Raw genomic sequence first — 24,716 nt, 5'->3', positions numbered from 1 at the left:
CATCATGCAAACGGGTGGCGCAACACGATCGTTTCCTCACGATCCGGACCGGTTGAGACCATGTCGACCGGCGTGCCGACCAGTTCCTCGATCCGCTTGATGTAGGCGCGCGCATTCGCAGGCAAAGCAGAGAGGGACTTGGCGCCAACCGTCGAATCCGACCATCCCGGCATTTCTTCGTAAATAGGCTCGCATCCGGCTGCTTCTTCAGCTCCCACCGGGAAGACATCAATGATCTTGCCATCGAGCTTGTAGCCGGTGCAGATCTGCAGCATCTCGAGTCCGTCGAGCACGTCGAGCTTGGTCAGGCACATGCCCGTCACGCCGTTGATCTGTACGGAACGGCGCAGCAGCGCCGCATCGAACCAGCCACAACGACGGGGACGGCCGGTCACCGTACCGAATTCATGCCCAACGCTCGCGAGATGCTTCCCGATACCTTGGTCCGTCGGCAGTTCCGAGGGGAATGGACCCGAGCCGACACGTGTGGTGTACGCCTTCGTAATGCCAAGGATGTAATGCAGCATGTTCGGCCCCACGCCGGATCCGGCCGCAGCATTGCCTGCGACGCAGTTGCTCGAGGTGACGAACGGATAGGTGCCATGATCGACATCCAGCAAGCTCCCTTGCGCGCCTTCGAACAGCAGGCTTGCGCCTGCCTTGGATGCAGCATACAGAGCGCTCGACACATCAGTCACCATCGGCGCGATACGCGGGACAGTCGCCAACGCATCATCCAGCGTCTTCTGGAAATCTACCGGCTGCGCCTTCAGGTACTGTGTCAGGACGAAATTGTGATAGTCGAGGTTTTCCCGCAGTTTCTCGGCGAAACGCTTCTCGTTGAGGAGGTCCGCAACCCGGATCGCCCTGCGCGCGACCTTGTCTTCATAAGCCGGGCCGATGCCTTTTCCGGTCGTACCGATCTTGGCGGAGCCACGCGCAGTTTCGCGAGCGCTATCGAGCGCAGTGTGGTACGGCAGGATGATCGGGCAGGCTTCGGAGACTTTCAGGCGTGACACAACCTCCACGCCGCTCGCCTGCAGCTTGTCGATTTCACGCAGCAGGTCGGGCACCGACAGCACCACACCGTTGCCGATATAGCAGGCAACACCGGGGCGCATGATGCCAGACGGAATGAGTTGCAGTGCCGTCTTCTGGCCGCCAATCACGAGCGTATGGCCGGCGTTATGCCCCCCCTGAAAGCGCACCACGCCCTGTGCGTGATCGGTCAGCCAATCGACAACCTTCCCTTTTCCCTCATCGCCCCATTGGGTGCCGATGACAACGACGTTCTTTGCCATGCTATCAACCTAGTTTTTTAAGAATCCAGTTTCCATTTTCGAAGACGACTGCTCGATCGCAATCGAATTCGTCCTGATCGTTTTCATGCCCGGGCATCGTCTGGATCACGACTTCACCCGCTTGCCGCAATTCAATGATCTTTTCCCTCAGTGCCGGCTCGGTACCCCATGGCGCGCGGACGGCCGACATGCGTTCCGCCCCGGGCATCAGGCGCGCCAGCTCCCGCAAATCCATGGAAAAACCGGTGGCCGGGCGGGCACGCCCGAATGCTTCGCCCACCTGGTCATAACGTCCGCCCCGTGCGACCGCATTAGGCAAGCCGGGGACGTACGCCGCAAACATGACGCCGCTGTGATAGTGATATCCGCGCAGATCAGCCAGATCCACGGTGATACTTGCAGCGCCGCCCTTATTCACCAGCAACTCGAGCTCGTCGAGCGCGCGCGTGATTCCCTGCGTTTTCGGAAGAACCTGACGCGCACGAACAATCGTCGATGCATCGCCGTACAGGCAGGGAAGCGCCAGCAGAGCTTCCCTCGTCACTGGGTCAAAGTCCCTCGTAATTTCCCTCAGGCCAGGCACATCCTTGGCTTCGAGGAGGCCAAACAATTCAGCCTCCCATTTTCTTGCAAGGGCATCGTCCGCGACGATTGCGCGCAATACGCCGACATGGCAAAGGTCAAGCCGTACCCGCGAAATGCCAGCCAATGCCAGCGATGCCAAGGCCAATTCCTGGATCTCGGCATCGGCCTCCAGACCGGCGTGCCCATAGATTTCCGCACCGATCTGCAGGGGCTCACGCGTAGCGTGGAATCCTGACGGACGCGTGTGCAGCACGCTTCCCGCATAACACAAGCGTGTCACGGAGGAGCGATTCAGCAAATGCGCATCGATCCGCGCGACTTGCGTCGTCATGTCAGCCCGAACGCCCATCGTGCGGCCGGAGAGCTGGTCCACCAGCTTGAAGGTGCGCAGATCCATGTCCTTTCCGGTGCCGGTCAGCAAGGATTCGAGGTATTCCAGCATAGGAGGCATGACCAGCTCGTATCCGTACAGGCGGAAGTTGTCGAGCAAGGCTCGGCGCAAATCTTCGATCTTGCGTGCTTCGGACGGCAAGACGTCGGCAATGTTTTCAGGAAGAAGCCAGTTTGGCATGACAGGAAAGACTGCTTTATGAATAAAAATTGACCAGTACCAGAATCGCCAGTCCGCACACCAGAGCAATCATGCCTAGGAAACGAATCTGACCGTCCGATAGCTGGATGATGCGATTAACGGTGTCGCGCCATCGCCTGGGAAAGAGCAAGGGAATGACGCCCTCGAGCAGCAGCATCAAACCCAGTGCCAATCCGAACGCAACGCTCCACGAGCATTCCACGACGCGCCTGCGTCATTTCCTGGCAGCGGACGAAGAGCCCGCAGCCGGATTTTTGAAATACCTGAAGAACTCGGAGTTGGGGTCGACCACCATCATGTCGCTGCGATTCTTGAAGCTTGCACGATACGCTTCAAGGCTGCGATAGAACCGGTAGAACTCGGGATTCTGACCGAATGCCTGCGCATAAATCTGAGATGCCTTTGCGTCGCCGTCGCCACGAACGTTCTCCGCATCGCGATACGCTTCAGCAAGGATGACGGTACGCTGGCGGTCCGCATCGGCACGGATCTTTTCGGATTCGGCCGCACCCGTGGAGCGCAATTCGTTCGCCACCCGCACGCGCTCCGCTTTCATGCGGTCGTACACCGAATTGTTGATCTGCTCGACGTAATCGACACGCTTGAGGCGCACGTCAACGATCTCGACGCCAATCTGCCTGGCTTCATCGGCAACCTTCTTCTGAATCGCGTTCATCACCTTGCCGCGCTCGCCGGAAATCACCTCGCGTACGGTACGCTTGGTAATCTCTTCGTTCAATGCGGCCTTGATGACCTGCTGCATGCGATCCTGTGCGCGGCGCTCATCGCCGGTAAAGCTGATGAAATACAGCCTCGGGTCAACGATACGCCACTTGACGTAGGCATCGACGAGGATGTTCTTCTTTTCGGCCGTAATGAACCGATCGGCTTCGGGTGTATCCAGCGTCAGGATGCGCTTGTCCAGGAACAGCACGTTCTGGAACGGCGGCGGCAGCTTGAAATGCAGACCCGGCTCATTAATCACTTTCTTGACTTCACCCAGTGCGAACACGATTGCGTACTGCCGCTGGTCCACAACGAACAAGGTCGAGAGCAGGACAAACAGGACGATCAGCGCAGCGATGGCATAGGAGACGAGACGGCTCATTATCTGGTCTCCCGTTCGCGAGATTCGCGTCCGTCACGGCTGCGCGAATCTTTCTGTCTTTGGTTTTCCATCGATTGCAGCGGCTCGTTCGCCGATGAAGAGGTTGAAGGCGATTGCGACGCCGCCGGAGCAGCCGGCGCCCTGGAAGCAGATGCTTCAGCCGCCGATTGTGAAATTAGCTTCTCCAGCGGCAGATAAAGGAGGTTGCTGCTGCCCTTGCTGTCGACCATGACCTTGGTCGTGCTCGCGAAGATCTGCTGCATGGTATCCAGGTACATGCGGTCACGCGTGACAGCCGGTGCCTTCTGGTATTCAACAAGCACCTGCTTGAAGCGGGCAGCATCACCCTGCGCGTTTGCGACGACGCGGGCACGATACGCTTCGGCTTCCTGCAACAGACGGGAGGCTGCGCCACGGGCTCGCGGAATCACGTCGTTGGCATATGCCTGACCTTCATTCTTCTGTCGTTCGCGATCCTGCCCTGCCTTGACTGCATCATCGAAGGCGGCCTGCACCTGTTCGGGTGGCTGCACCGCCTGCATGGTCACGTTCGTGATCTGGATCCCCGCCTTGTAACGGTCGGTGATCTGCTGCATCAGCTGGCCGACATCAAATGCCACCTTTTCACGGCCTTCATACAGCACGAAATCCATTTTGCTATGCCCGACGATTTCGCGAATTGCCGTTTCCGCGACCTGCCGCACCAGTTCATCCTGGTCACGGTTATTGAACAGCCATTCTGCTGCATTCTTGAGCTTGTACTGAACCGCGAACTGGATGTCGATGATGTTCTCGTCATCGGTCAGCATCAGCGCTTCCTTGGCCTGCTTGTTCCTGATGTTCGAGCGATAGCCAACCTCGACCGTGCGCACTTGCGACACATTGACGATTTCATGACTCTGAATGGGATAGGGCCAGCGCCAGTTAAAACCGGCGGGGGTCATGTGACTGTATTTTCCGAACGTGAGGACGACACCGGTCTGCCCTTCCTGCACGATGAAGAAGCCGCTGACCAGCCAAAGGAACACAAGGATCGTCGCAATCAGTCCGAAGCCAATGCCGGCACCTTTTGCGTCAGGATTGAAGCCACCGCCGCCGTCACCTTCGCCACGCCCCTTATTGCCGAACAGGCGGTTCAGCCGCTGATTAAACTCGCGCCATAATTGATCCAGATCAGGCGGACCATCACTCGGCCGCTTACCATCCTGATTCTGGTTCTGACCATTGTCTTGGGAACCGCGCCCCCATCGAGGATCGTTCAGCGAAAATTTCAGGCCGATTTTTTTGATTAGAGGAACAGGCATTCTCTCGCTATCCGGCTTATGTTAATGGGTTGCAACGCTAGTTATTCTTGATGCCCTCTCAAACAGGCCTATGCTCGCGCATCGTGCTGCTCCGGAACCGGTAGACGATCAAGACGCGCCACTGAATATTCTTTTGCAAACTCGGCTATGGCTTCGCGAAGCAGATCCAATCCTGCCCCGGTCTGGGCGCTAAGGAAAACACGCCGGATTTTATCATATTCATCACGCTCCAAAGCCGGCTCCAGACCTGCTGCGTCAATCTTGTTCCAGACCAGAATCTGGGGAATATGGTCAGCACCGATTTCACTCAGAACTGCGTTGACCTGCTCGATCTGCTCCATCCTGACCGGGCTGGCCGCATCGACGACATGCAGTAGCAGATCGGCGTGAATGGTTTCTTCCAGTGTCGCTCTGAAGGCTGCCACCAGTTGGTGAGGCAGCTCCCGGATGAACCCCACGGTGTCGGAAATGACGACATTGCCCGCCTCCCCAAGATAGATGCGACGCGAGGTGGTGTCCAACGTCGCAAACAACTGGTCGGCCGCGTAGGCCTGCGCCTTGGTGAGCGCATTGAACAGGGTCGACTTACCGGCATTGGTATAGCCGACCAATGACACCGAAAAGGTGCGGTTGCGCCCACGCGCGCGGCGCTGCGTTTCGCGCTGGCGCTGCAACTTGTCCAGCCGAATGCGCAATGCTTTGACCCGATCGCCCAGCAGACGCCGGTCGGTCTCAAGCTGCGTTTCGCCAGGCCCCCGCAAGCCGATGCCACCCTTCTGGCGCTCAAGGTGGGTCCAGCCCCGAATCAGGCGCGTCGCAAGATGCTGCAGCTGCGCCAGCTCCACCTGAACCTTGCCCTCGTGGCTCTGCGCGCGCTGCGCAAAGATATCGAGGATAAGGCTGGTGCGATCAACCACCCTGACTTTCAGGTGGCGTTCGAGATTCCGTTGCTGGGCAGGCGACAACGCATGGTTGAAAATGACGATATCCAGCTGGTCGCGGACAACCGCATCCGCAATCTCGTCGGCCTTGCCTGAACCGACGAAAAGTGCGGCATCCGGACTTGATCGTTTTCCTGTGATTACTACGGCGGGTTGAGCCCCTGCCGATTTCGACAGCAGGGACAATTCCTCAAGACTGGCAGCAAAGTCGCCCTTGCCGAAATCAACGCCGACTAAAGCAGCGCGCATAAGATGGGAGTACAGATCAACGATGCGTTATTCCGCGTCAGATTCAAGATTGAGGTTGACGGCGCGCGCCGGCACGACCGTGGAGATGGCGTGCTTGTAGACCATTTGCGTTACTGTATTACGCAACAGAACGACATATTGATCGAAAGATTCGATGTGACCCTGAAGCTTGATGCCATTCACTAGGTATATCGAAACCGGTACGTGCTCTTTGCGTAAGGCGTTGAGGAACGGGTCTTGTAACAGTTGCCCTTTATTGCTCATGACGGCTCCATGATGTTGTTGTGATGTGGAGTTGGAGACAACCTGACGGTTTTCAAGTGCCCCTTTAACAGTGAATTACGAATGTAATCGATTTTTGCGTTTCGTGCCAAGCGTATGACTATTTTTCGTGCCTGGCAAAAGGATTCTTACCCGAACGCAGTTCGATACGTAATGGAGTCCCGACCAGGGAAAAAGTTTCGCGGAAGTGCTTCTCGAGATAGCGCTTGTAGTTGGCGTCGATCGCTTCCAGCGCATTCCCGTGAATAACGACGATCGGAGGGTTCTGTCCACCCTGGTGCGCATACCTCAGCTTGGGCCGGATCGAGCCCTTGCGGCGCGGCTGCTGGTGCTCAACGGCCTCGATCAGCGCACGCGTGAGTTGCGGAGTCGATAGCTTCGCCATGGCTGCCGCATAGGCAGCATCGATCGATTTCATGAGGGGGCCGATACCCGTGCCTTTCAGCGCTGAAATGAAATGAAATTTCGCAAAAAACAGGAAACTCAACTTGCGCTCAATATCCATCTTGATCTCGTCGCGCCTGTCGCTCTCCAGTCCATCCCATTTGTTCACGCCGACCACGAGTGCACGGCCGGACTCGAGCACGAACCCGGCGATGTGCGCATCCTGCTCCGAAATATCTTGCTGCGCATCAAGTAACAGCAAGACAACATTGGCTTCGGAGATGGATTGCAGTGTTTTGACGACGGAGAATTTTTCTATCGCCTCGAATACTTTTCCGCGTCGCCGTATGCCCGCCGTGTCGATCAGGGTGTAATGCTTGCCATCCCGCTCGAATGGGATCTCGATGGAATCGCGCGTCGTGCCGGGCATGTCGAATGCAATGACGCGATCCTCGCCCAGCAGCGTATTGATAAGCGTCGATTTTCCGACATTCGGACGCCCGATGATTGCAATCTTGATACCTTTGATGCCGGTTTCAGCCGGCACTTCTTCGGCCGGCCGTTGTGCGAACGCGATGTCCAGGGATTCGTTGACCAGGTCAGCGACGCCATCGCCGTGTGCGGCCGAAATCACATACGGATCACCCAGGCCGAGCTCGTAGAAATCGGCTGTGACAGCGGTGTACTTCATTCCCTCCGCCTTGTTCACGACCAGCAGGACTGGCCGACCGGACTTGCGAAGGAAGTCGGTGATCGTCTTGTCATGCGGCGTGAGCCCCTGCCTGCCGTCAACGATGAAAATCACGACATCCGCTTCCGCGACGGCCTGCTTGGTCTGCTTGGCCATCTCGACCATGATGCCTTCCTTGGCCACCGGTTCGAAACCGCCGGTATCGATGACAAGGAACGGACGTTCGCCAACGCGTCCTTCGCCATAGTGACGATCGCGTGTCAGCCCAGGAAGGTCGGCGACCAATGCATCGCGCGACCGGGTCAGCCGGTTGAACAATGTGGATTTGCCGACGTTCGGTCGGCCTACTAATGCAATAACCGGCTTCATTGAATTCTTACTCGGTTGCCAACGCTATTAGCGTACCTGCTTGTGTTTGAAAAATGGCCGCCCTGGTCGATAGCGGCACTGCAGCGATCACTGCGCTTCCATCGGTATTGACACGCGCAACAAGTGCGCCGTCATCGCGTGACAGGAAATGGATGTATCCCTGGGCGTCGCCAACTGCTACCGCGCGCCCCACGGGCACGGGCGTCGACAAGCGGCGATTTGCCAGCTTGTTATTGCGCCATGCACCAGACCCCGTATCGCGGGAAAAAGCCGTCACCACACCGCCCTCGTCTGCCGCGTAGACGTACATGTCATCCGCTCCCACGCCCACATCACTGGAGAGTTCCTTGGCCCAGCGGGTTGCGCCGGTATTAGCGTCGAAACAAGCCACCCGTCCCTGGTATGCCACGGCACAGACATCCCGGCCTGTCACGACCGGTGAACCGGAAAGGTCTGCGATCCGCTCAAGTTCGGTGGTACCTCTCGGATCACCTACTGCCACCTCCCAGCGAGGGCCACCGTTGGAAAGCGCCAAGGCAGCAAGTCTGCCGCCCGGCAAAGCGACATAGGCAGTCATCCCGGAAATCACGATGCCGGGAGCGCTGCGCAAGGTCAGCGGTGGAGACGTGCGCTGCGCCACCCAGCGGCGCACACCGGTATCGACGTCAAAGGCAGCAATACGGTTATCGACGCTGCGCACCACCACGAGCCCCTGACCGACGGCCGGCGCGGAAAGAATCTCGCTGGACGCCTGCGTCTTCCAGCGCAGCTTTCCGTCACTGTCGAAGGCCATCAGGACACCCTTTTCGGCACCGACGGCAATCGTGGCGCCATCGCTGCCAACCCCTGCAGTCAATGGTGCCCCCGCATTGATCCTCCAGCGCTCACGGCCGCTATCGATGTCGACACGGGCGATTCCGCCGTCGGCTGACGCAGCGTAAACGCTATCGCTCGTCACTGCGGGCGTGAACACGAATGCACCGGCGCGCCCGATCGAAGTCGACCACGCGGTACGTACGGCCAGGCTCTGCTTGAACTCGACCAGCGGCGCCGGTGGATTCTTCGGCGCGTGCTTGCTGGAGAATGGGTTCCAGGAAGCACATCCGGCCAGGACGGCGATCACTGCGGCATACGTTAGCTTCTCGGCAATTCGCATCTCTTCCCCTTTGACTGGTCAGGCCGCGGCTTTTGCCGGCGCTCCACTGATGGCATCCATTTTCAGCTGGATCAGCTGGCGGGCCGGGTTCTTTTCGTCGGTCTTTTCAAGCGCCACCTTGTAGGCATTGCGCGCTTCCTCGGCTTTTCCCTGTGCGGCAAGGATGTCTCCCTTGCGATCCGCCACAGCGCCGCTGAACTCGGCAGGAAAGTCGCCGGAGAGCAGCTTCAGCCCTTCGTCATAGGCTTTCTCGTCGAGCAGCACGCCGGCCAGGCGGATTTTCGCGATCGCCTTGTATTCATCACTTCCGTGGTCGACCGCCCACTGCAACTGTGCCTTGGCGGCTTTCAGGTCGTTGGCGTCGAATGCGCTCTTCGCCGCAACCAATGCGGACATCTGGGCATAGGCTGTCCGGCCAAACTTGTCTTCAATATCGGACGCAGCGCGCTGCACCTTGGCGTTATCCTTGGAGGAAACCGCGTTCTGCAACTCCTCATAGAGCTGCGCGGCCTGCACCGACTGATTGCGATGGTAATAATTCCAGCCGGTCCACGCTGAATAACCCGCCAGTGCAATGATCAGCAGCCAAGTGACCAGGTTGCCGTACTGGTTCCACCATGCCTTAAGGGTGGCTAGCTGTTCTTGTTCTTCGAGATCGTATGCCATGATGTCTTGATTCTCTTAATGATGATGGTGATGATTCGGATCGTCGCACTTGTCCCCGCACGTGATCTGGCCAATCAGGTAATCCGTCACGGAGTCAAACGGGACAGTGGTCTGGTTATGTTCGAGATCCGCTGACCGCAGCGCCTTCACATTCACCACGCCCTTGGCCACCTCATCGTCCCCGATGATCACTGCGTAGCTCGCACCGCTTGCGTCAGCGCGTTTCATTTGCGACTTGAAGCTGCTGCCGCCAGCAGCGGATGCGCAATTCAACACGACATCAAGGCCGGCATCGCGCAGGCGTTCCGCCACTACGAAGGCCTGGAACTGCGCCGCCTCGCCCTGGTGCACGACGTAAACGTCGCACTGGTTCGGCTCAAACTGTTCACCGCTGGCTTTCATCAGTTCGAGCAGGCGTTCGACGCCGATCGCAAATCCGCATGCCGGCGTCGGCTTGCCGCCGAACATTTCGACCAGCGGATCATAGCGTCCACCACCGCAGACGGTACCCTGCGAACCAAGCTGTTCCGTTACCCACTCAAATACAGTGCGGTTGTAGTAGTCCATGCCGCGCACGAGACGCGGATTGATGGTGAACGGGATGCCGTAGTGACGCAGGATCTTCTGCACGCCCTCGAAATGCGCGCGCGATTCTTCGCCCAGGTAATCGAGCAGCTTCGGCGCGGCATTGACCATCTCTTGCATTGTTGGGTTCTTGGTGTCGAGGATGCGCAAGGGGTTCGAGTACAGACGGCGCTGCGCATCGGCATCAAGCAGATCCTTGTGCGCCTCAAGATAGGCGACGAGGTCGGCGCGATGACGGTTGCGTTCGTCGGCGTTGCCGATCGAGTTCAGTTCGAGCCTGATATCCTGCAGACCGAGGTCGTCCCACAGGCGCTGGCACAGCATGATCAATTCGGCGTCGATATCCGGGCCGGTAAAACCGATCGCCTCCGCGCCGACCTGGTGGAACTGCCGATAGCGTCCGCGCTGCGGCTTTTCATGGCGGAACATCGGTCCCGCATACCAGAGACGCTTCGGTCCATCGTAGGTCAGGTTGTGCTCGAGCGCTGCGCGCACCACGCCGGCCGTGCTCTCGGGGCGCAAGGTCAGCTGATCGCCGTTCATCGAATCGACGAACGAGTACATTTCCTTTTCGACGATATCCGTCACTGCGCCGAGGCCGCGCGCAAACAGCGCGGTAGGCTCGACGATCGGCGTGCGGATCTGCTGGAAGCCGTAACTCTTCAATACCGATTGCACGGTATTTTCGAACAGCTCCCACAGCGGTGCGTCGGCCGGCAGGATGTCGTTCATCCCTTTCACGCCGACGATCTTTTCAGCTTTCTTGTTTTCTGACATTCTCTTCGAATCCAATGCGCGATCTGACTGGTTCTAGTTCTCGACCGCTTCCTTACCATAACGGGTTTTGACGTAATCCAGCACAATGGCCTGGAACTCTTCGGCAATGCGTTCGCCGCGCAAGGTAACCTTCTTCTCACCGTCGATGAATACAGGCGCCGCGGGAGATTCCCCGGTGCCCGGCAGGCTGATACCGATGTTCGCATGCTTCGATTCGCCGGGACCGTTGACGATACACCCCATCACCGCAACATTCATGTTTTCCACCCCGGGATACTGCTTCTTCCAAACCGGCATCTGGTCACGCAAATAGGTCTGGATCCTGTCGGCCAGCTCCTGGAACACGGTCGAGGTTGTGCGTCCGCAACCAGGGCAGGCAATCACCATCGGGGCGAACTTGCGCAGCCCCATGGTCTGCAGGATTTCCTGCGCCACGACGACTTCCTTGGTGCGATCGCCGCCAGGTTCTGGCGTCAGCGAAATGCGAATGGTATCTCCGATTCCCTCCTGAAGGAGCACGGACAGGGCGGCCGTCGATGCGACGATTCCCTTGCTGCCCATGCCGGCCTCGGTCAGGCCGAGATGCAGAGCGTAATCGCAGCGCCGTGCGAGTTCGCGGTAGACGGCGATCAAGTCCTGCACGCCGGATACCTTGCATGACAGGATGATCTTGTCGCCGGCCAAGCCCAGTTCCTCGGCGCGACTTGCGTTTTCGATGGCGGAAGTAACCAGCGCTTCGTACATCACTTGTTGCGCCCCCCATGGCTGGGCGCGTTGCGCGTTCTCGTCCATGATCCGCGCCAGCAGTGCCTGGTCGAGGCTGCCCCAGTTCACGCCGATGCGTACCGGTTTGTCATAGCGGCAGGCCACCTCGATCATCTGCGCAAACTGCGTATCCCGCTTCGCGCCCTGCCCCACGTTGCCGGGGTTGATCCGGTACTTGGACAGCGCCTGCGCACACTCGGGAAAATCATTGAGCAGCTTGTGGCCGTTGTAGTGGAAATCACCAACCAGCGGCACATCGATGCCCATCTTGTCGAGCTGATCCCGGATCGCGGCCACGGACGCTGCAGCTTCCGGGGTATTCACCGTAATGCGGACGAGTTCGGAGCCAGCACGGGCAAGGTCCTTGACCTGGATCGCCGTGGCAATCGCATCAGCGGTATCCGTGTTCGTCATCGACTGCACAACAACTGGCGCGCCACCGCCGACAAGAACGTCGCGCGTGCCGTAGCGAACCATCACACCACGGGTTATGTGCCGCTGGAGTGGACCGGATTCAATAGGAGAATTGGGTGCTGCCATCGCATTCTTCATTTCAGATTCAATCGGGCGACGTTGCCACGACCTGCCTTCAATGTCAGGGGCGTACCGCGCAAGTTGGCTTCGACGCCCGACGCGTTTCCAATCACGACCGTAATCGGCTCGGTCACGTCCACGGTTTCAGTCTCTCCGGCCTTGACCACGCGCGAAAGCAGGACCTTGTTGTCGCCTGCACGCCGGACTTGAACCCAGGAGTCCTCGTTAACCTTGAGTTGCAGGGCATCCTTGCCTGTCGTCGCCGTTGCCGGCGTTGTTGCTGTTCCAGCGGGAGCCACGGCAGCATCTGGCTTGGCAGTTTCAGGCTGCGCCGGGGACGCGGTATTGGCAGGCGACGCCGCTTGCACCGCCGATTCGGGCGTCGCACCTGGAGCTGGAGCCGCCGGGCTGGCTGCCTGAGGCAATTCAGCCTCTGCTGGCTTCTGTGCCGGCGCGCCCGCGTTCGGCAGAGGGGCTTCCGTGCCAGGTTTTGCTGCAGAGGGCTCGAGTTTCGTGGGTGAGAACCAATCGCCGCCAATCTGCGTCGCCCAGATCGCAACTGCTGCCAGAACGAGAAGCAGCAAGCCGACTATCCACTTGGATGACAGGCCCGGCCGTTCGCCCATCACGGGCAAACGTCTTTCTGAAAACGGCGTCGACAAGGTTTTGCGCGGCGCAATCGGCTCATTCATCATCACCGTTTCGCCACCGAGCGTTGCCAGCAATGGCGCAGGATCTATCTTCAGCAGCTTGGCGTAGGCACGAATGAATCCACGGACAATGGGCATGCCGGGCAGCGCAGGATAATCATCGCTTTCAATGGCCACAATCTGCCTCGGCGCCAGGTTCAGCTGGCTTGCCACCTGCTCCACAGTCCAGCCGCGCTCCTTTCGACAGGCAGCAAGCTGCGCGCCCGGCGAAGCCATACGCTGCCCCTCCACGGGTTGCTGCCCTTCCCCCTGCACGCCACGTGCGGCAGGCGAATCATTCGTCCCTGGTTCAGTCATCGAAGGCTCCACGCTGGTACGCGGCATACTCTGGAGAACTGCCATGCCGGCGACGCAATTGCGTGGCCAGGCTGTTCTCCGCCACAGAATCGCCAAGCTTGTGCTCGATCTTGACCGCCAGCCACAAGACGTCCGCCGTCAATACCTCAGCCTTGATCACCCGGCCGATATAGAAACGCGCACGCTGATAATCATGCAGATCGTAATAGAGCTTGGCGAGATTGGCATTGGTGGACGGATTGGACGGGTCATTCTGGAAGGCCTGCGAAAAATAGCGTTCCGCGGCAACCCTGTCCTTCATCTTCAGGCTGCAGATGCCCGCATTGTTCAGCGCCTTTGCCGGCGACCGGTAGGTATGGTTCTTCAGTGCCGCCTCAAAATAGGTGATCGATTGCTTCTCGCGTCCGTTCTGGCAAAGGAACCAGCCGTAGTTGTTGTTGAAGTCGGGCGTATTAGGCGAAAGTCTGAGCGCCTGCTGGAAATTGTCTTCGGCAAGTTTGGTTTCGCCCATGTCCATGTAGATCAGGGCGCGCATGTCATAAGCTTCGGCGAAATCCGGATCGGCCTGCAATGCCCGCTTGATTTCATCCAGCGCTACCGGAAGCTGCCGCTGCTCGTAATAGCCGACCGCCAGTTGCAGGCGAATGCGCGCCCGCCTCTGGTTGTCGGTCTGATCGGAGCTCGTGCGCAGCTCGGATTGCGAACCTGCCGTCGGGCTTGAACCACACGCGGTGAAGAGGACGACCGATGCAATGACGGGAACAAACCTGGCCAAGATACTTTTTCTGATCACCTGGGCACCTCTACGATGCGGCCGAAATTCTTGCCGAACTTTTTCTGGTATTCCGCCATTTTCTGCATGCGCTCCTGAACCTTGGTGCGATCCTGGATCTCGCCCGCCAGCTGGCCGCATGCGGCATCGATATCATCCCCACGCGTCTTGCGGATGGTAGTGACGATGCCGGCATCCATCAGGATCTGCGCGAAAGCCTTGATGCGTGCGTTGTTGGAACGCTTCAGGCCGGACTCGGGGAACGGGTTGAATGGAATCAGGTTGAACTTGCAAGGTACGGAATCCTCGCCGTTCTGCACCAGGGCAACGAGCTCGCGCGCATGTGCGTCACTGTCATTGACGCCATCCAGCATGCAGTATTCGAAGGTGATGAAATCCCGCGGCGCAAAAGCAAGGTAGCGCCGGCATGCCGCCATCAACTCGGCGAGGGGATACTTCCTGTTCAGCGGGACCAGTCCGTCGCGCAAGGCATCGTTGGAAGCGTGCAGCGACACGGCCAGCGCAACCGGGCATTCCTGGGACAGCTTGTCGATCATCGGCACGACGCCGCTCGTTGAAACGGTAACCCGCCGGCGCGAGAGGCCGTATGCGTTATCGTCCAGCATCAGCTTGAGCGCCGTGACGGTCGGCTCGAAGTTTAGCAGCGGTTCGCCCATGCCCATCATCACGACGTTAGTGATCTGTCGCTCGCCCTTGGGGCCTGGTTCGATGCCTTTGGTTTTGCGCAGCTCGAATTCTGCCATCCAGAGCTGGCCGATGATTTCACCTACGGTGAGATTGCGACTGAAGCCCTGCTTGCCGGTCGAGCAGAAACGGCAATTCACGGCACAACCAGCCTGCGTCGATATGCAGAGCGTACCGCGATTTTCTTCGGGGATGAATACGGTTTCAACCGCGTTGCCCTGGCCGACATCCAGCAACCACTTGCGAGTGCCGTCAGCCGAGGTGTGATCGGTAATCACCGACGGTGCGGCAATCGTTGCGCGGCTCTTGAGCTTGTCGCGCAACGATTTCGCCAGGTCGGTCATCGCGTCGAAATCGCTGGCGCCGAATTGATGGATCCAGCGCTGCAACTGCTTCGCGCGAAACGGCTTCTCCCCCAACTCGGCACAGTAAGCAACGAGTTGTGCGGGATCGAGATCCAGCAGATTGGTGAGAGCCGTCATAGTGGTATTTCATGTCGCCGTTCATCCTTGAAGTAACAGTATCATCAAGGAGAACGGCATTGCAATTAGCGGGAATAAACGTTCAGGGCCGGGAAGAAATAAGCGATTTCAACCTTGGCGGTTTCCGGGGCGTCGGAACCATGCACGGCGTTGGCATCGATGGAGTCGGCGAAGTCGGCGCGGATCGTGCCCTTGTCAGCCTTCTTGGGATCGGTGGCGCCCATCAGTTCGCGGTTCTTCGCAATCGCGCTCTCGCCTTCCAGCACCTGGATCATGACCGGGCCGGAAACCATGAAATCAACCAGATCCTTGAAGAACGGACGCTCGCGGTGGACGGCGTAGAAGCCCTCGGCTTCGGAGCGAGACAGTTGCGCCATGCGTGCCGCAACAATCTTCAGGCCAGCGTTTTCGAAACGGGCGTAAATCTGACCGATCACGTTCTTTGCAACTGCGTCCGGTTTGATGATCGACAGGGTGCGTTCGATTGCCATCTGTAAAAACTCCAATAAAAATAAAGGGTTAAGATTAAAAATTTAGAAATCAACTAACCTTCTATTGTAGCATGAAAGCCTTTTCCAATTGGACTTTGGCGATTCTGCCGGACACGCGCAGGTCGAACTTCACCGTACTCAAGCTATCGTACAAGGCAAAGGTGCATGCTATCCTTGCACCACCTTGTTCCGCATGACACAAAACGGAGGCAACAGCATGGATCAACAACTGCAGCAAACCTATGGCGCATCGAATGAAGCGCTTCTCGTCCGCAATCGCGTACTGCGCAACACGTACTGGCTGCTCGCGATCTCGATGATTCCCACGGTGCTTGGCGCCTGGCTGGGTGTGCAACTCAGGTTTTCGTTCTTTGCCGGCAGCCCCGCGCTCGGGTTCATTGCATTCATGGCAATTGCGTTCGGCTTCTTTTATGCCATCGAGAAAACCAAGAATTCCGGCCTGGGCGTGGCGGTCTTGCTCGGCTTCACCTTTTTCATGGGCCTGATGCTGTCACGCCTGGTCGGAATGGTGCTTGGCTTTTCGAATGGCGCTTCCCTGATCATGATGGCATTTGGCGGCACTGCCGCAATTTTCGGCGGCATGGCAACGATTGCAACAGTCTCCAAGAGGGATTTCTCCGGTCTGGGCAAGTGGCTGTTCGTGGGCGTCCTGGTGATCCTGGTGGCAGCATTGGCCAATGCCTTCCTGCATCTGCCGGCACTGTTTCTTGTGATTTCGGTGCTTGCGATCGTGATCTTTTCCGCCTACATCCTGTTCGACGTCCAGCAGATCATCAACGGCGGTGAGACGAATTACATCACGGCGACGCTCGCCATCTATCTCGACCTCTACAACATTTTCACCAACTTGCTGGCCTTGCTGGGGATTTTTGGTGGTGATCGCGACTGATTTTCGATTCCCGTTCCCCCTCTCATCAAAAAGCCGATCCGTGATCGGCTTTTTTGTTGCCCAAGACCCTATTATGCGAGTTCAAAGACCGCGATGGATTCGACGTGCGCCGTATGCGGGAACATGTTGACGACACCGGCCTGACGCAACAGGTACCCACCCTGATGCACGAGGAATCCGGCGTCCCGTGCGAGCGTCGACGGATTGCATGACACATAGACAATGCGCTTCGGGCGCATTTCCGGCTGTTTTTCCCCAAGCGCGACGATTGCCTGGCACACGGCAATCGCGCCTTCGCGTGGCGGGTCGATCAGCATACGGTCGAACTTGCCGAGCGCTTCAAAATCCTCGGATGTCGCCTCGAAGAGGTTGCGGCAGAAAAATTTCGTCTTCTCAGCCAGTCCGTTCGCATTGGCATTTTCCAGCGCCCGCTCGGTGAGCGCCGTGCTTCCCTCGATACCGACAACTTCGCGCGCCTGCGTTGCAAGCGGCAAAGTGAAGTTGCCGAGGCCGCAGAACAGGTCGGCCACCCGCTCATCCGGTTGCGTATCAAGCAAGCGCAAGGCTTTCGCTACAAGCACGCGGTTGATGTGGTGATTCACCTGGGTAAAGTCAGTCGGCTTGAACGGCATCTTCACACCGAATTCAGGCAACACATAGTGCAGTTGCACATCGGTCGGATAGAAGGGATACACCGTGTCAGGCCCCTTCGGCTGTAGCCACCACTGCACCTTGTATTCATCCGCGAACGCCTTCAGCCTATCCTCGTCTTCCGCCGTCAGCGGCGCCATGATGCGCAGTACCAGCGCGGTGACGTCCTCACCGACAGCAAGTTCGATTTGCGGCATCTGCTCGAAAATGCTCAGCGATTGCACCAGCATGCGCAAGGGCACCAGCATCGCTGACACATGAGGAGGCAGGATTTCGCAGGTCTTCATGTCCGCGATATACGATGACTTCCTTTCGTGGAAACCAACGAGCACTCCGCCCTTTTTCTGGACGTTGCGCACCGACAGGCGCGCGCGATAGCGATACCCCCAGGTCGGTCCGTAGATCGGACGCATCATCATCTCGGGGCGCACTTTGCCGATGTGCCACAGGTTGTCTTCCAGCACGCGCTGCTTGATGGCGACTTGGGCCGCAGGCTCCAGGTGCTGCATGGCACAGCCGCCGCAGGTGCCGAAATAGACGCACTTCGGCCTGACGCGCAGGAAAGACTCGCGGTGGAGTTCCGTCAGCGTTGCCGCCTCCCATTTCGGCTTCTTGCGAAACGACTGGAAGCTGACGCGCTCCCCCGGCAATGCGCCTTCCACGAAAATCACCTTGCCCGGGGTGCCGTCCTCATTCTGCAAATGGCCGACGCCCCGGCCTTCCATGTCGAGGGATTCGATTTCGATGATAGTGTGCTGCATAAGACTGAATTGAATTGCCGGGCCTGCTTGGCCCGAGGTGTGTAAAAAAGCCGCAAGCGCGGAAGCCGCGTCAGGCTACCATGCGGCGAGATATTCCTTCCACTGCGGCGCATCAAGCGCGGCCAGCGAGGACCGGACCAGCGACACCTCTTCTTCGTAAGCCGTCTGCGTAAGGATGCCGCGCATGAGCTGAAACCGGCAGTACACGAGATAGGTGTTCACCACATCGGTCTCGCAATAGTCGCGGATCTCGCGCAGCCGGCCTTCCTGGAACAGGTTCCAGACCTGCGAGCCGTCCACGCCGAGCTTGCCGGGAAAACCGCACAGCTTGGCCAGATCGTCCAACGGTGCGTTCGCCCGCCCGGTGTAAAGAGCCAGCAGATCCATCAGGTCCAGGTGGCGGGTGTGATACCGGCTCAGGTAGTTGTTCCACTTGAAGTCGCGGTCTTCGTCACCCATCTCCCAGTAGCGGGAGGCGGTCACGCCATTGATCATGGCGCGATAGTGAAGCACCGGCAAGTCAAATCCGCCGCCGTTCCATGACACGAGTTGCGGCGTATACCTGTCAATGATGCGGAAAAAGTCATATACCAGTTTTGCTTCCTGGTCTTCAAGGTTTCCCAGGGAGCGCACGCGGAATCCTTCGTTGTCGCGAAAAACACAGGAGATCGCGGCGACCCTGTGTAAATGGTGTTGTAGAAATTCCGAACCGCTTTTTTCCTTTCGCGCGGCGAATGCGGCGGCCGCGACTTCGGCATCGGACATGGATGCTGGCAAGCCATTCAATGCCCGCAAGCCAGCCACATCGGGAATCGTCTCGATGTCAAATACCAGGACCGGAATCACAGCAGCGCATCCTTGCCGACGCCGCGCGCCGTCAGGGCGCGCTTTAGCTTCACAAGGGCTTCCTGTTGGATCTGCCGCACGCGTTCGCGCGTGACGCTCATCTCGGCAGCCAGTTCTTCCAGCGTGGCCGGATCGTCGTTGTCGAGCCCGAAGCGGCGGATGATGACAATGCGCTGCTTGTCAGGCAGCTTCTTCAACCAGTCGCGCACCAGGATAGTCATCTCATGCTGCTCGGCGCGCGAGTCGGGGCCATCGTCCAAGTCGCCTGGCAACATATCCATCAGGCTGGCCTGCGGATCGTTGTCGAGCGGCGCATCGAGCGAGGTTGCGTGCTCGGACAACGCAAGGATGTCCTGCACGTCTTCGACAGGCCTGTCCACCAGGTGGGCAATGTCCTCTGCGGTCGCATCCTTGCCATCATGGTGCTGCGCTTCCAAATGGTATTTGGCGCGCAGGATCTGGTTCAATTCACGCACCATGTGGACCGGCAGGCGCACGGTGCGGGCCTGGTTCATGATCGCGCGTTCGATGCTCTGGCGGATCCACCATGTGGCATAGGTGGAGAAGCGAAATCCGCGCTCCGGCTCGAACTTGTCGATGGCGCGCATCAGGCCGAGGTTGCCCTCTTCGATCAGGTCGAGCAGGACGACACCGCGATTGATGTAATGCTTGGCAATCGAGACGACCAGGCGCAGGTTGTGCTCGATCATTTTCTGGCGCGCCTCAAAATTACCGTGCTTTGCCAGCGTCGCAAAATGAATCTCTTCTTCGACCGACAGGAGCGGACGTGCGCCGATCTGGTTCAGGTAGTGCTGGGTCGTGTCGGTCGACAGTTCAGCGGCGAGCACTGTCTTCAGCTCTTCCACCGGATCGACCGCCGGCGTAGCCGCACCCTCGCCGCCAGCCGAAGCTTCGTTATCTTCGTTCAATCCGCCATCACCTTCCTCGGCGACATTCAGAGGCATGCCGTCCGCAAGTTCGTCCGGTATGGATTCGTCATCGAGGGGGTCGTGGGGATTGCGATTCATTTAGCGACTGGGCAGAAATTTTGATGGATCGACTGGCTTCCCTTGCTGGCGGATCTCGAAATGCAGCTTCACTTCATCCGCATCCGAATTACCCATTTCCGCAATCTTTTGGCCTTTGCTAACACTTTGATCCTCTTTTACGAAGATGGTTTTGTTGTGCGCATATGCCGAGAGCAAATTATTCGAATGCTTGACAATAACCAGATTGCCATAACCGCGTATTCCGCTGCCAGCATACAGCACTTTGCCCGATCCCGCCGCCAGGACTGGCTGTCCCATCTTGCCGGCAATATCGATACCCCGCTTGCCGTCACTGAAGCCGGAAATGATCTTTCCATCCGCAGGCCAGATCCATGAGATGTTCTCGTCTTCGGGAATCGCAGGAGCCGGCGTTTCGGGCGTTTTCTCGATGTGCTTTGCAGGCTCCGTCTTCGCCACCGTCGGCGCGCTTCCGTTTGGAGCATCCGGCTTCTGCATCTCCGCTAGTGCACTTTCGGAATAGGGGCGCTTTTCGCCACGGGGCGACGACTTGTGCATCCCCGTGCCAGCACTGGCAGCAGCCGATGACGGCAGCGGGCGAACCTCTACGCCGGAAGACGTGGCGACGGGCGCGGTCTGCGCGCCACCTTCCGGCGGGAGCACGCGCAGCAGTTGATCCACCTTGATGTCATTCGGGTTGGCAAGATTGTTCCAGGCCACCAGGTCGCGGTAGTTCTGACCAAAGTCGAGCGCGATCTGGATCAGCGTATCGCCTTTTTTCACTACATAATAGCCGCGGCTGTCCGCCTGCTTGGGTGCTGCCGGCTGGCTTGCCTTCGCGGCTTCCGATGCCTTCGCGCCTGGCGCGGTCCGTTCCACCACGGGCGCACCCTGGCGAGGCGTGGTGGTACATGCAGCGATAAAAGCCGGCAGAAGTGCCAGGCATACGAAACGTGCTTTTCTCATTCTCATACATTCAACCATGTGGCGGCAGCGTGCCAGTCATCGCTCTGATCCGGCACTCGCTAAACGACGCCAGGGCGCAGCGGAACGAAATGGCAATCTTCCAGCGTGCTGCTTCTCCATTCGAACCTGCTGATGCGTTCGACAAGTTGCAGGACCTGGTGGCGAGCACCAACCGGGGCGACCAGTCTGCCGCCAATACTCATTTGATCCAATAGGGTTTGCGGAACTTCCAGACCTGCGGCCGCCAGAATGATACCGTCGAATGGCGCCGCCTGCGGAAGCCCAAGCATACCATCTCCATACTGCAAACGGATATTCGCAATCCGCAATGGACGGAGGTTGGTTTTGGCAAGTTCATGCAAAGGCTTGATGCGTTCGATTGAATAAACCTCATTCGCGACAAGCGAAAGAACGGCGGCCTGGTAGCCGCATCCGGTGCCGATCTCAAGGACCTTGTCTAGCCTTCGCCCGTTGGCATTGTCGCGCATGACCTCGATCATTCGCGCCACGATATAGGGCTGCGAAATTGTCTGGTGGTGCCCGATCGGCAAGGAGGCGTCGATGTAGGCCTGGCTCACAAGTCCCGGCTGCACGAACAGGTGGCGAGGTACCGCTTCCATCGCAGCCAGCACTTTGGCATCCTTGACACCCTGCTTCGCGACACGTGCGACCATGGCAAGGCGGATTGCGTCGGAAACCAGCGGCGCCGAGCGCGAAGGCGTTGAGGGCGGCATGCTCCGTATCGCGCCGTTTTCCCCAGGCTCCATGACCCGAGTCACATTTTGCGCAGCATTTTGTGTCGCCGTTTGAGGTGTCGCAATCCTGATGGCCGACCCGGAACCGGGCACGGCCGTACGGGCACTTTTTTCAACAACGGAAGACAGAGGTAACGGGAAGCGCCGGTCCTTGCCGCTCATGACAATCCTTTCCCGAGCATATCCAGCTGGGCGACGTGGGTCAGGTCAACCTGCAGCGGCGTTATCGAGACATAGCCATTTGCCACTGCATGGAAGTCGGTTCCTTCACCGGCATCTTTCTCCTTGCCTGCCGGCCCGATCCAGAAAATCTCGCGACCATGCGGATCCTGCGTCTTGATCACTGCTTCGGATTCATGCCGCTTACCAAGGCGAGTCGCTCTGATCCCCTTGATCTGGTCGTAGGGCAGATTGGGAACATTAATGTTCAACAAATACGGCTTTTGCAGCATCTTGAAGTCGCGTTCAACAATCTCGCGCGCAATGCGTGCCGCCGTATCCAGATGCTCCCAGCCTTTATGGACTTGCGAAAATGCAATCGACGGGATGCCGAAAAGATATCCTTCGGTCGCGGCTGCAACCGTGCCGGAGTACAACGTATCGTCGCCCATGTTCTGGCCCTGGTTGATCCCCGAGACGATCAGGTCGGGCTTGAATGAGAAGCCTCCGGTCAATGCCACGTGGACGCAATCGGTGGGTGTACCGTTTACAAAGTACGATCCGTTATCGGCGCGAAAAACGGAGAGCGGACGGTCCAGCGAAAGGGAATTCGAACTGCCCGATCGATTGCTGTCAGGGGCAACGACAATGATTTCGGCAATCGGTTTCAATGCATCGGCAAGAGCGATAATTCCCGGCGCCAGATATCCATCATCGTTACTGATAAGAATTTTCATAGTCGAATTTTAACCGAAGCAATATCGCTCTCCCTTGCGGTTGTTGACATTTTGCTGCACATGCCTAAAATAAAACGGTCGTTCGTTTTTATAACCCGCAAGAAAACCTCCAAGGAGACACAATGAAAGCCATCCTCTGCAAATCATGGGGCCTGCCTGACACACTGGTTGTAGAGGATCTGCCGGATATCGTTCCCGGACCTGGCCAGGTTGCGATCGATGTCTATGCCGCTGGCGTCAACTTTCCGGATGTATTGATCATCCAGGGCAAGTACCAGTTCAAGCCTGAGCTTCCCTTCACGCCTGGCAGCGAACTGGCGGGTGTCGTGCGCGCAGTCGGCGAAGGCGTGACGCAGTTCAAGCCTGGCGACAAGGTGCTCGCCTTCGTCAGCCAAGGTGCCTTTGCGCAGCAGATCGCGGCGAGTGAGAAGGTAGTGATGCCGATTCCGCCAGGTCTCGATTTCGACACAGCTGCGGCGATCACCTTGACCTACGGCACATCGCATCACGCGGTGGCAGATCGCGCGCAGCTCAAGGCAGGCGAAACCATGCTGGTGCTCGGCGCCGCCGGCGGCGTCGGCCTGGCAGCAATCGAAATTGGCAAAGCCCTCGGCGCGCGAGTGATCGCCGCGGCATCCTCTGATGAAAAGCTCGCCATCTGCAAGGAGCATGGGGCGGACGCCGTCATCAACTACAGCACCCAGGATCTGCGCGAAGCGATCAAGGCGGCGACGGACGGCAAGGGGCCGGACGTGATCTATGATCCCGTTGGAGGCATCTACGCGGAGCCGGCATTCCGCTCGATAGGATGGCGCGGGCGTTACCTGGTGATCGGCTTTGCCAACGGCGAAATTCCGAAGCTGCCGCTCAACCTGCCGCTGCTGAAGGGTGCTTCCATCGTCGGCGTGTTCTGGGGTGAATTTACCCGGCGCGAACCGAAAGCCAACCAGGCGGCGATGCAGGAATTGCTGAAATGGATGGCCGAAGGCAAGCTCAGGCCGCACATCTCGGGACGATATGCTCTGGCCGAAACACCGCATGCGCTGAACGACATGGCAGCCCGCAAGGTTACCGGCAAAGTCGTCATTCAACCGCAGCGGTGATTGCGCAGCCCTCGTTTTCGGTACGCGGCAAGCCTGCCGGAAGAGCGAGGGCACCAGTTCGGCAAGTCAGGTGGCCCGCCTCTCGCCGATGCAGGCCAATAGATTCTAGAAACCCTCGGCAAGCGTCTGGTGGACAAACGCTGACAGGATCAAGCGATCATGAACGGGCAGGTCGAGGAACTCGAAGCCGTGGCGGTAGCCGTCACCGTTCTCTGACGGCGAGATTGAACGCAGCGCCATCTTGAGGTTCAGGTATTCATCCTGGCCGGCCGCGTGCACCTTGAACTTGATCTGCCCCTCATCCCCCTTCACACCAAACGCCTGCTTCATGACACCCGACGTGCCACCGATACTCATGTCGATCAGTGTCGCTGCCCCGACCCGTTCCGGCTGGCCAAGCGAAACAGAGGCAATGATCCTGACTTGGGCGCGAGCACCGCGTCGTACGACCGCGCAGCGTACTTCCTTGGGATACGACAGGTGCAGGTAGGGATGTGGCGAATGTACTGATTTCACTGCCGATCCCACGAAGGCAAACGCCTTCTTTCCGGAAAACGCACGGACCACAAAGGTCTGACCATCGCGAATGAATTCAAACTTGCCGTCCACCGCCGGCGCGGTCACCAGGACCGTCTTGTTCTTTACAAAGCCAATCAGACGGACCGTGTAGCGAATGGCGGGATTATCGAGCAGCTGCAAGTACAGCGTTTCACCGACATACCAGCGCACGTCGTCCATGGCGACCAGGCTTTCCTTGATGCCGGCGCCGGCGTCCTCGATGACAGCCTCGCCCGGAGGGTCAGGTCTTCTGTTGGAGAGGGGAATGGCTGCTGGCGCCTTGCGCTCGCCCGTATAAAGATCCCACTTCGGATCGTTGACGAACCCATTGGTCGTCAGTCCGTCCAACTGGCTCTGGCTTTCGATGATGCAGCCTGACGCCAGCAGGAGGTTCCCGTGCCAGTCGTATACCGCACGAGGTACCGGTTTGCCGACAGCCAGTTCGGATGCGCGTACCGGAATCAAGGAAATAGCGGGGTCAGCCATGCAAGCCTTTCAACCTCATGCAAAACAATCT

25 protein-coding genes are annotated in these 24,716 nt (G+C 58.4%); 2 read left to right on the top strand and 23 right to left on the bottom strand.

Annotated features, from left to right (window positions below):
* Positions 1-2: 2 nt before the first annotated feature.
* The 16 genes from VJ698_RS09955 to ndk form a co-directional block, all read right to left on the bottom strand.
* A complete protein-coding gene (locus tag VJ698_RS09955) occupies positions 3-1,301 on the bottom strand; it encodes an adenylosuccinate synthase (RefSeq protein WP_324102580.1) in 1,299 nt (432 codons plus the stop codon).
* A gap of 4 nt (positions 1,302-1,305) precedes the next feature.
* Positions 1,306-2,457, bottom strand: a complete 1,152-nt coding sequence (locus tag VJ698_RS09950; protein WP_324102579.1) for an ATP phosphoribosyltransferase regulatory subunit — start codon at positions 2,455-2,457, stop codon at positions 1,306-1,308.
* Between the two features lie 16 nt (positions 2,458-2,473).
* Complete coding sequence (locus VJ698_RS09945) at positions 2,474-2,680, bottom strand: DUF2065 domain-containing protein (protein WP_324102578.1); 207 nt, start codon at positions 2,678-2,680, stop codon at positions 2,474-2,476.
* Between the two features lie 12 nt (positions 2,681-2,692).
* Positions 2,693-3,586, bottom strand: a complete 894-nt coding sequence (gene hflC, locus VJ698_RS09940) for a protease modulator HflC (protein ID WP_324102577.1) — start codon at positions 3,584-3,586, stop codon at positions 2,693-2,695.
* On the bottom strand, positions 3,586-4,890 hold the full coding sequence (gene hflK / locus VJ698_RS09935) for an FtsH protease activity modulator HflK (RefSeq protein ID WP_324102576.1): 1,305 nt from the start codon (positions 4,888-4,890) through the stop codon (positions 3,586-3,588). Before hflK ends, hflC begins: the two co-directional genes overlap by 1 nt.
* A gap of 68 nt (positions 4,891-4,958) precedes the next feature.
* The gene (gene hflX, locus VJ698_RS09930) at positions 4,959-6,095 is read right to left on the bottom strand and encodes a GTPase HflX (protein ID WP_324102619.1); all 1,137 of its coding nucleotides are present in this window, start codon (positions 6,093-6,095) and stop codon (positions 4,959-4,961) included.
* A 12-nt stretch (positions 6,096-6,107) separates the two neighbouring features.
* Positions 6,108-6,344: an RNA chaperone Hfq gene (hfq, locus tag VJ698_RS09925; RefSeq protein ID WP_136418236.1), complete on the bottom strand. Its 237-nt coding sequence runs from the start codon at positions 6,342-6,344 to the stop codon at positions 6,108-6,110.
* 118 nt (positions 6,345-6,462) lie between these two features.
* Positions 6,463-7,806 (bottom strand): ribosome biogenesis GTPase Der, encoded by a 1,344-nt coding sequence (gene der / locus VJ698_RS09920; protein WP_324102575.1) that lies wholly within the window; start codon positions 7,804-7,806, stop codon positions 6,463-6,465.
* A gap of 7 nt (positions 7,807-7,813) precedes the next feature.
* On the bottom strand, positions 7,814-8,962 hold the full coding sequence (gene bamB, locus VJ698_RS09915; protein ID WP_324102574.1) for an outer membrane protein assembly factor BamB: 1,149 nt from the start codon (positions 8,960-8,962) through the stop codon (positions 7,814-7,816).
* An 18-nt stretch (positions 8,963-8,980) separates the two neighbouring features.
* Entirely contained in the window at positions 8,981-9,628 is a 648-nt protein-coding gene (locus tag VJ698_RS09910; protein ID WP_324102573.1) for a tetratricopeptide repeat protein, read from the bottom strand.
* 15 nt (positions 9,629-9,643) lie between these two features.
* Positions 9,644-10,990, bottom strand: coding sequence for a histidine--tRNA ligase (gene hisS, locus VJ698_RS09905; protein WP_324102572.1), 1,347 nt, complete (start codon positions 10,988-10,990; stop codon positions 9,644-9,646).
* Positions 10,991-11,023: 33 nt separating this feature from the next.
* Entirely contained in the window at positions 11,024-12,295 is a 1,272-nt protein-coding gene (gene ispG / locus VJ698_RS09900; RefSeq protein WP_324102571.1) for a flavodoxin-dependent (E)-4-hydroxy-3-methylbut-2-enyl-diphosphate synthase, read from the bottom strand.
* Between the two features lie 8 nt (positions 12,296-12,303).
* A complete protein-coding gene (locus tag VJ698_RS09895; RefSeq protein ID WP_324102618.1) occupies positions 12,304-13,215 on the bottom strand; it encodes a helix-turn-helix domain-containing protein in 912 nt (303 codons plus the stop codon).
* Between the two features lie 73 nt (positions 13,216-13,288).
* Positions 13,289-14,071 (bottom strand): type IV pilus biogenesis/stability protein PilW, encoded by a 783-nt coding sequence (pilW, locus tag VJ698_RS09890; protein WP_414691138.1) that lies wholly within the window; start codon positions 14,069-14,071, stop codon positions 13,289-13,291.
* A 14-nt stretch (positions 14,072-14,085) separates the two neighbouring features.
* The gene (gene rlmN / locus VJ698_RS09885; protein ID WP_324102570.1) at positions 14,086-15,255 is read right to left on the bottom strand and encodes a 23S rRNA (adenine(2503)-C(2))-methyltransferase RlmN; all 1,170 of its coding nucleotides are present in this window, start codon (positions 15,253-15,255) and stop codon (positions 14,086-14,088) included.
* A 65-nt stretch (positions 15,256-15,320) separates the two neighbouring features.
* Positions 15,321-15,746, bottom strand: a complete 426-nt coding sequence (gene ndk / locus VJ698_RS09880; RefSeq protein ID WP_324102569.1) for a nucleoside-diphosphate kinase — start codon at positions 15,744-15,746, stop codon at positions 15,321-15,323.
* Between the two features lie 217 nt (positions 15,747-15,963).
* On the opposite strand from ndk, the gene VJ698_RS09875 reads away from it, so the two are divergent.
* Positions 15,964-16,656, top strand: a complete 693-nt coding sequence (locus VJ698_RS09875) for a Bax inhibitor-1/YccA family protein (RefSeq protein ID WP_324102568.1) — start codon at positions 15,964-15,966, stop codon at positions 16,654-16,656.
* A gap of 71 nt (positions 16,657-16,727) precedes the next feature.
* Here VJ698_RS09875 and rlmD read toward each other — a convergent pair whose 3' ends face one another.
* The 6 genes from rlmD to surE all read right to left on the bottom strand — a co-directional run bounded on the left by rlmD (position 16,728) and on the right by surE (position 22,538).
* Complete coding sequence (rlmD, locus tag VJ698_RS09870; protein ID WP_324102567.1) at positions 16,728-18,068, bottom strand: 23S rRNA (uracil(1939)-C(5))-methyltransferase RlmD; 1,341 nt, start codon at positions 18,066-18,068, stop codon at positions 16,728-16,730.
* Positions 18,069-18,143: 75 nt separating this feature from the next.
* On the bottom strand, positions 18,144-18,914 hold the full coding sequence (locus VJ698_RS09865) for a 3'-5' exonuclease (protein WP_324102566.1): 771 nt from the start codon (positions 18,912-18,914) through the stop codon (positions 18,144-18,146).
* Positions 18,911-19,942 carry an RNA polymerase sigma factor RpoS gene (gene rpoS / locus VJ698_RS09860; protein WP_324102565.1) on the bottom strand — a complete coding sequence of 344 codons (1,032 nt, stop codon included), beginning with the start codon at positions 19,940-19,942 and terminating at the stop codon, positions 18,911-18,913. The genes VJ698_RS09865 and rpoS overlap by 4 nt, the downstream gene beginning before the upstream one ends.
* Complete coding sequence (locus tag VJ698_RS09855; protein ID WP_324102564.1) at positions 19,943-20,887, bottom strand: peptidoglycan DD-metalloendopeptidase family protein; 945 nt, start codon at positions 20,885-20,887, stop codon at positions 19,943-19,945.
* Between the two features lie 59 nt (positions 20,888-20,946).
* Positions 20,947-21,804, bottom strand: coding sequence for a protein-L-isoaspartate(D-aspartate) O-methyltransferase (locus tag VJ698_RS09850; RefSeq protein WP_324102563.1), 858 nt, complete (start codon positions 21,802-21,804; stop codon positions 20,947-20,949).
* On the bottom strand, positions 21,801-22,538 hold the full coding sequence (surE, locus tag VJ698_RS09845) for a 5'/3'-nucleotidase SurE (protein ID WP_324102562.1): 738 nt from the start codon (positions 22,536-22,538) through the stop codon (positions 21,801-21,803). Before surE ends, VJ698_RS09850 begins: the two co-directional genes overlap by 4 nt.
* 122 nt (positions 22,539-22,660) lie before the next feature.
* On the opposite strand from surE, the gene VJ698_RS09840 reads away from it, so the two are divergent.
* Positions 22,661-23,641, top strand: a complete 981-nt coding sequence (locus VJ698_RS09840) for an NADPH:quinone oxidoreductase family protein (RefSeq protein WP_324102561.1) — start codon at positions 22,661-22,663, stop codon at positions 23,639-23,641.
* A gap of 105 nt (positions 23,642-23,746) precedes the next feature.
* On the opposite strand, the gene VJ698_RS09835 is transcribed toward VJ698_RS09840, so the two are convergent.
* Positions 23,747-24,685, bottom strand: coding sequence for a flagellar brake protein (locus VJ698_RS09835; protein ID WP_324102560.1), 939 nt, complete (start codon positions 24,683-24,685; stop codon positions 23,747-23,749).
* Positions 24,686-24,716: the final 31 nt, after the last annotated feature.

The organism is Noviherbaspirillum sp. (assembly GCF_035254685.1).
Lineage (GTDB): Bacteria > Pseudomonadota > Gammaproteobacteria > Burkholderiales > Burkholderiaceae_D > Noviherbaspirillum.
This window is presented reverse-complemented; position numbering and strand designations above follow the sequence as displayed.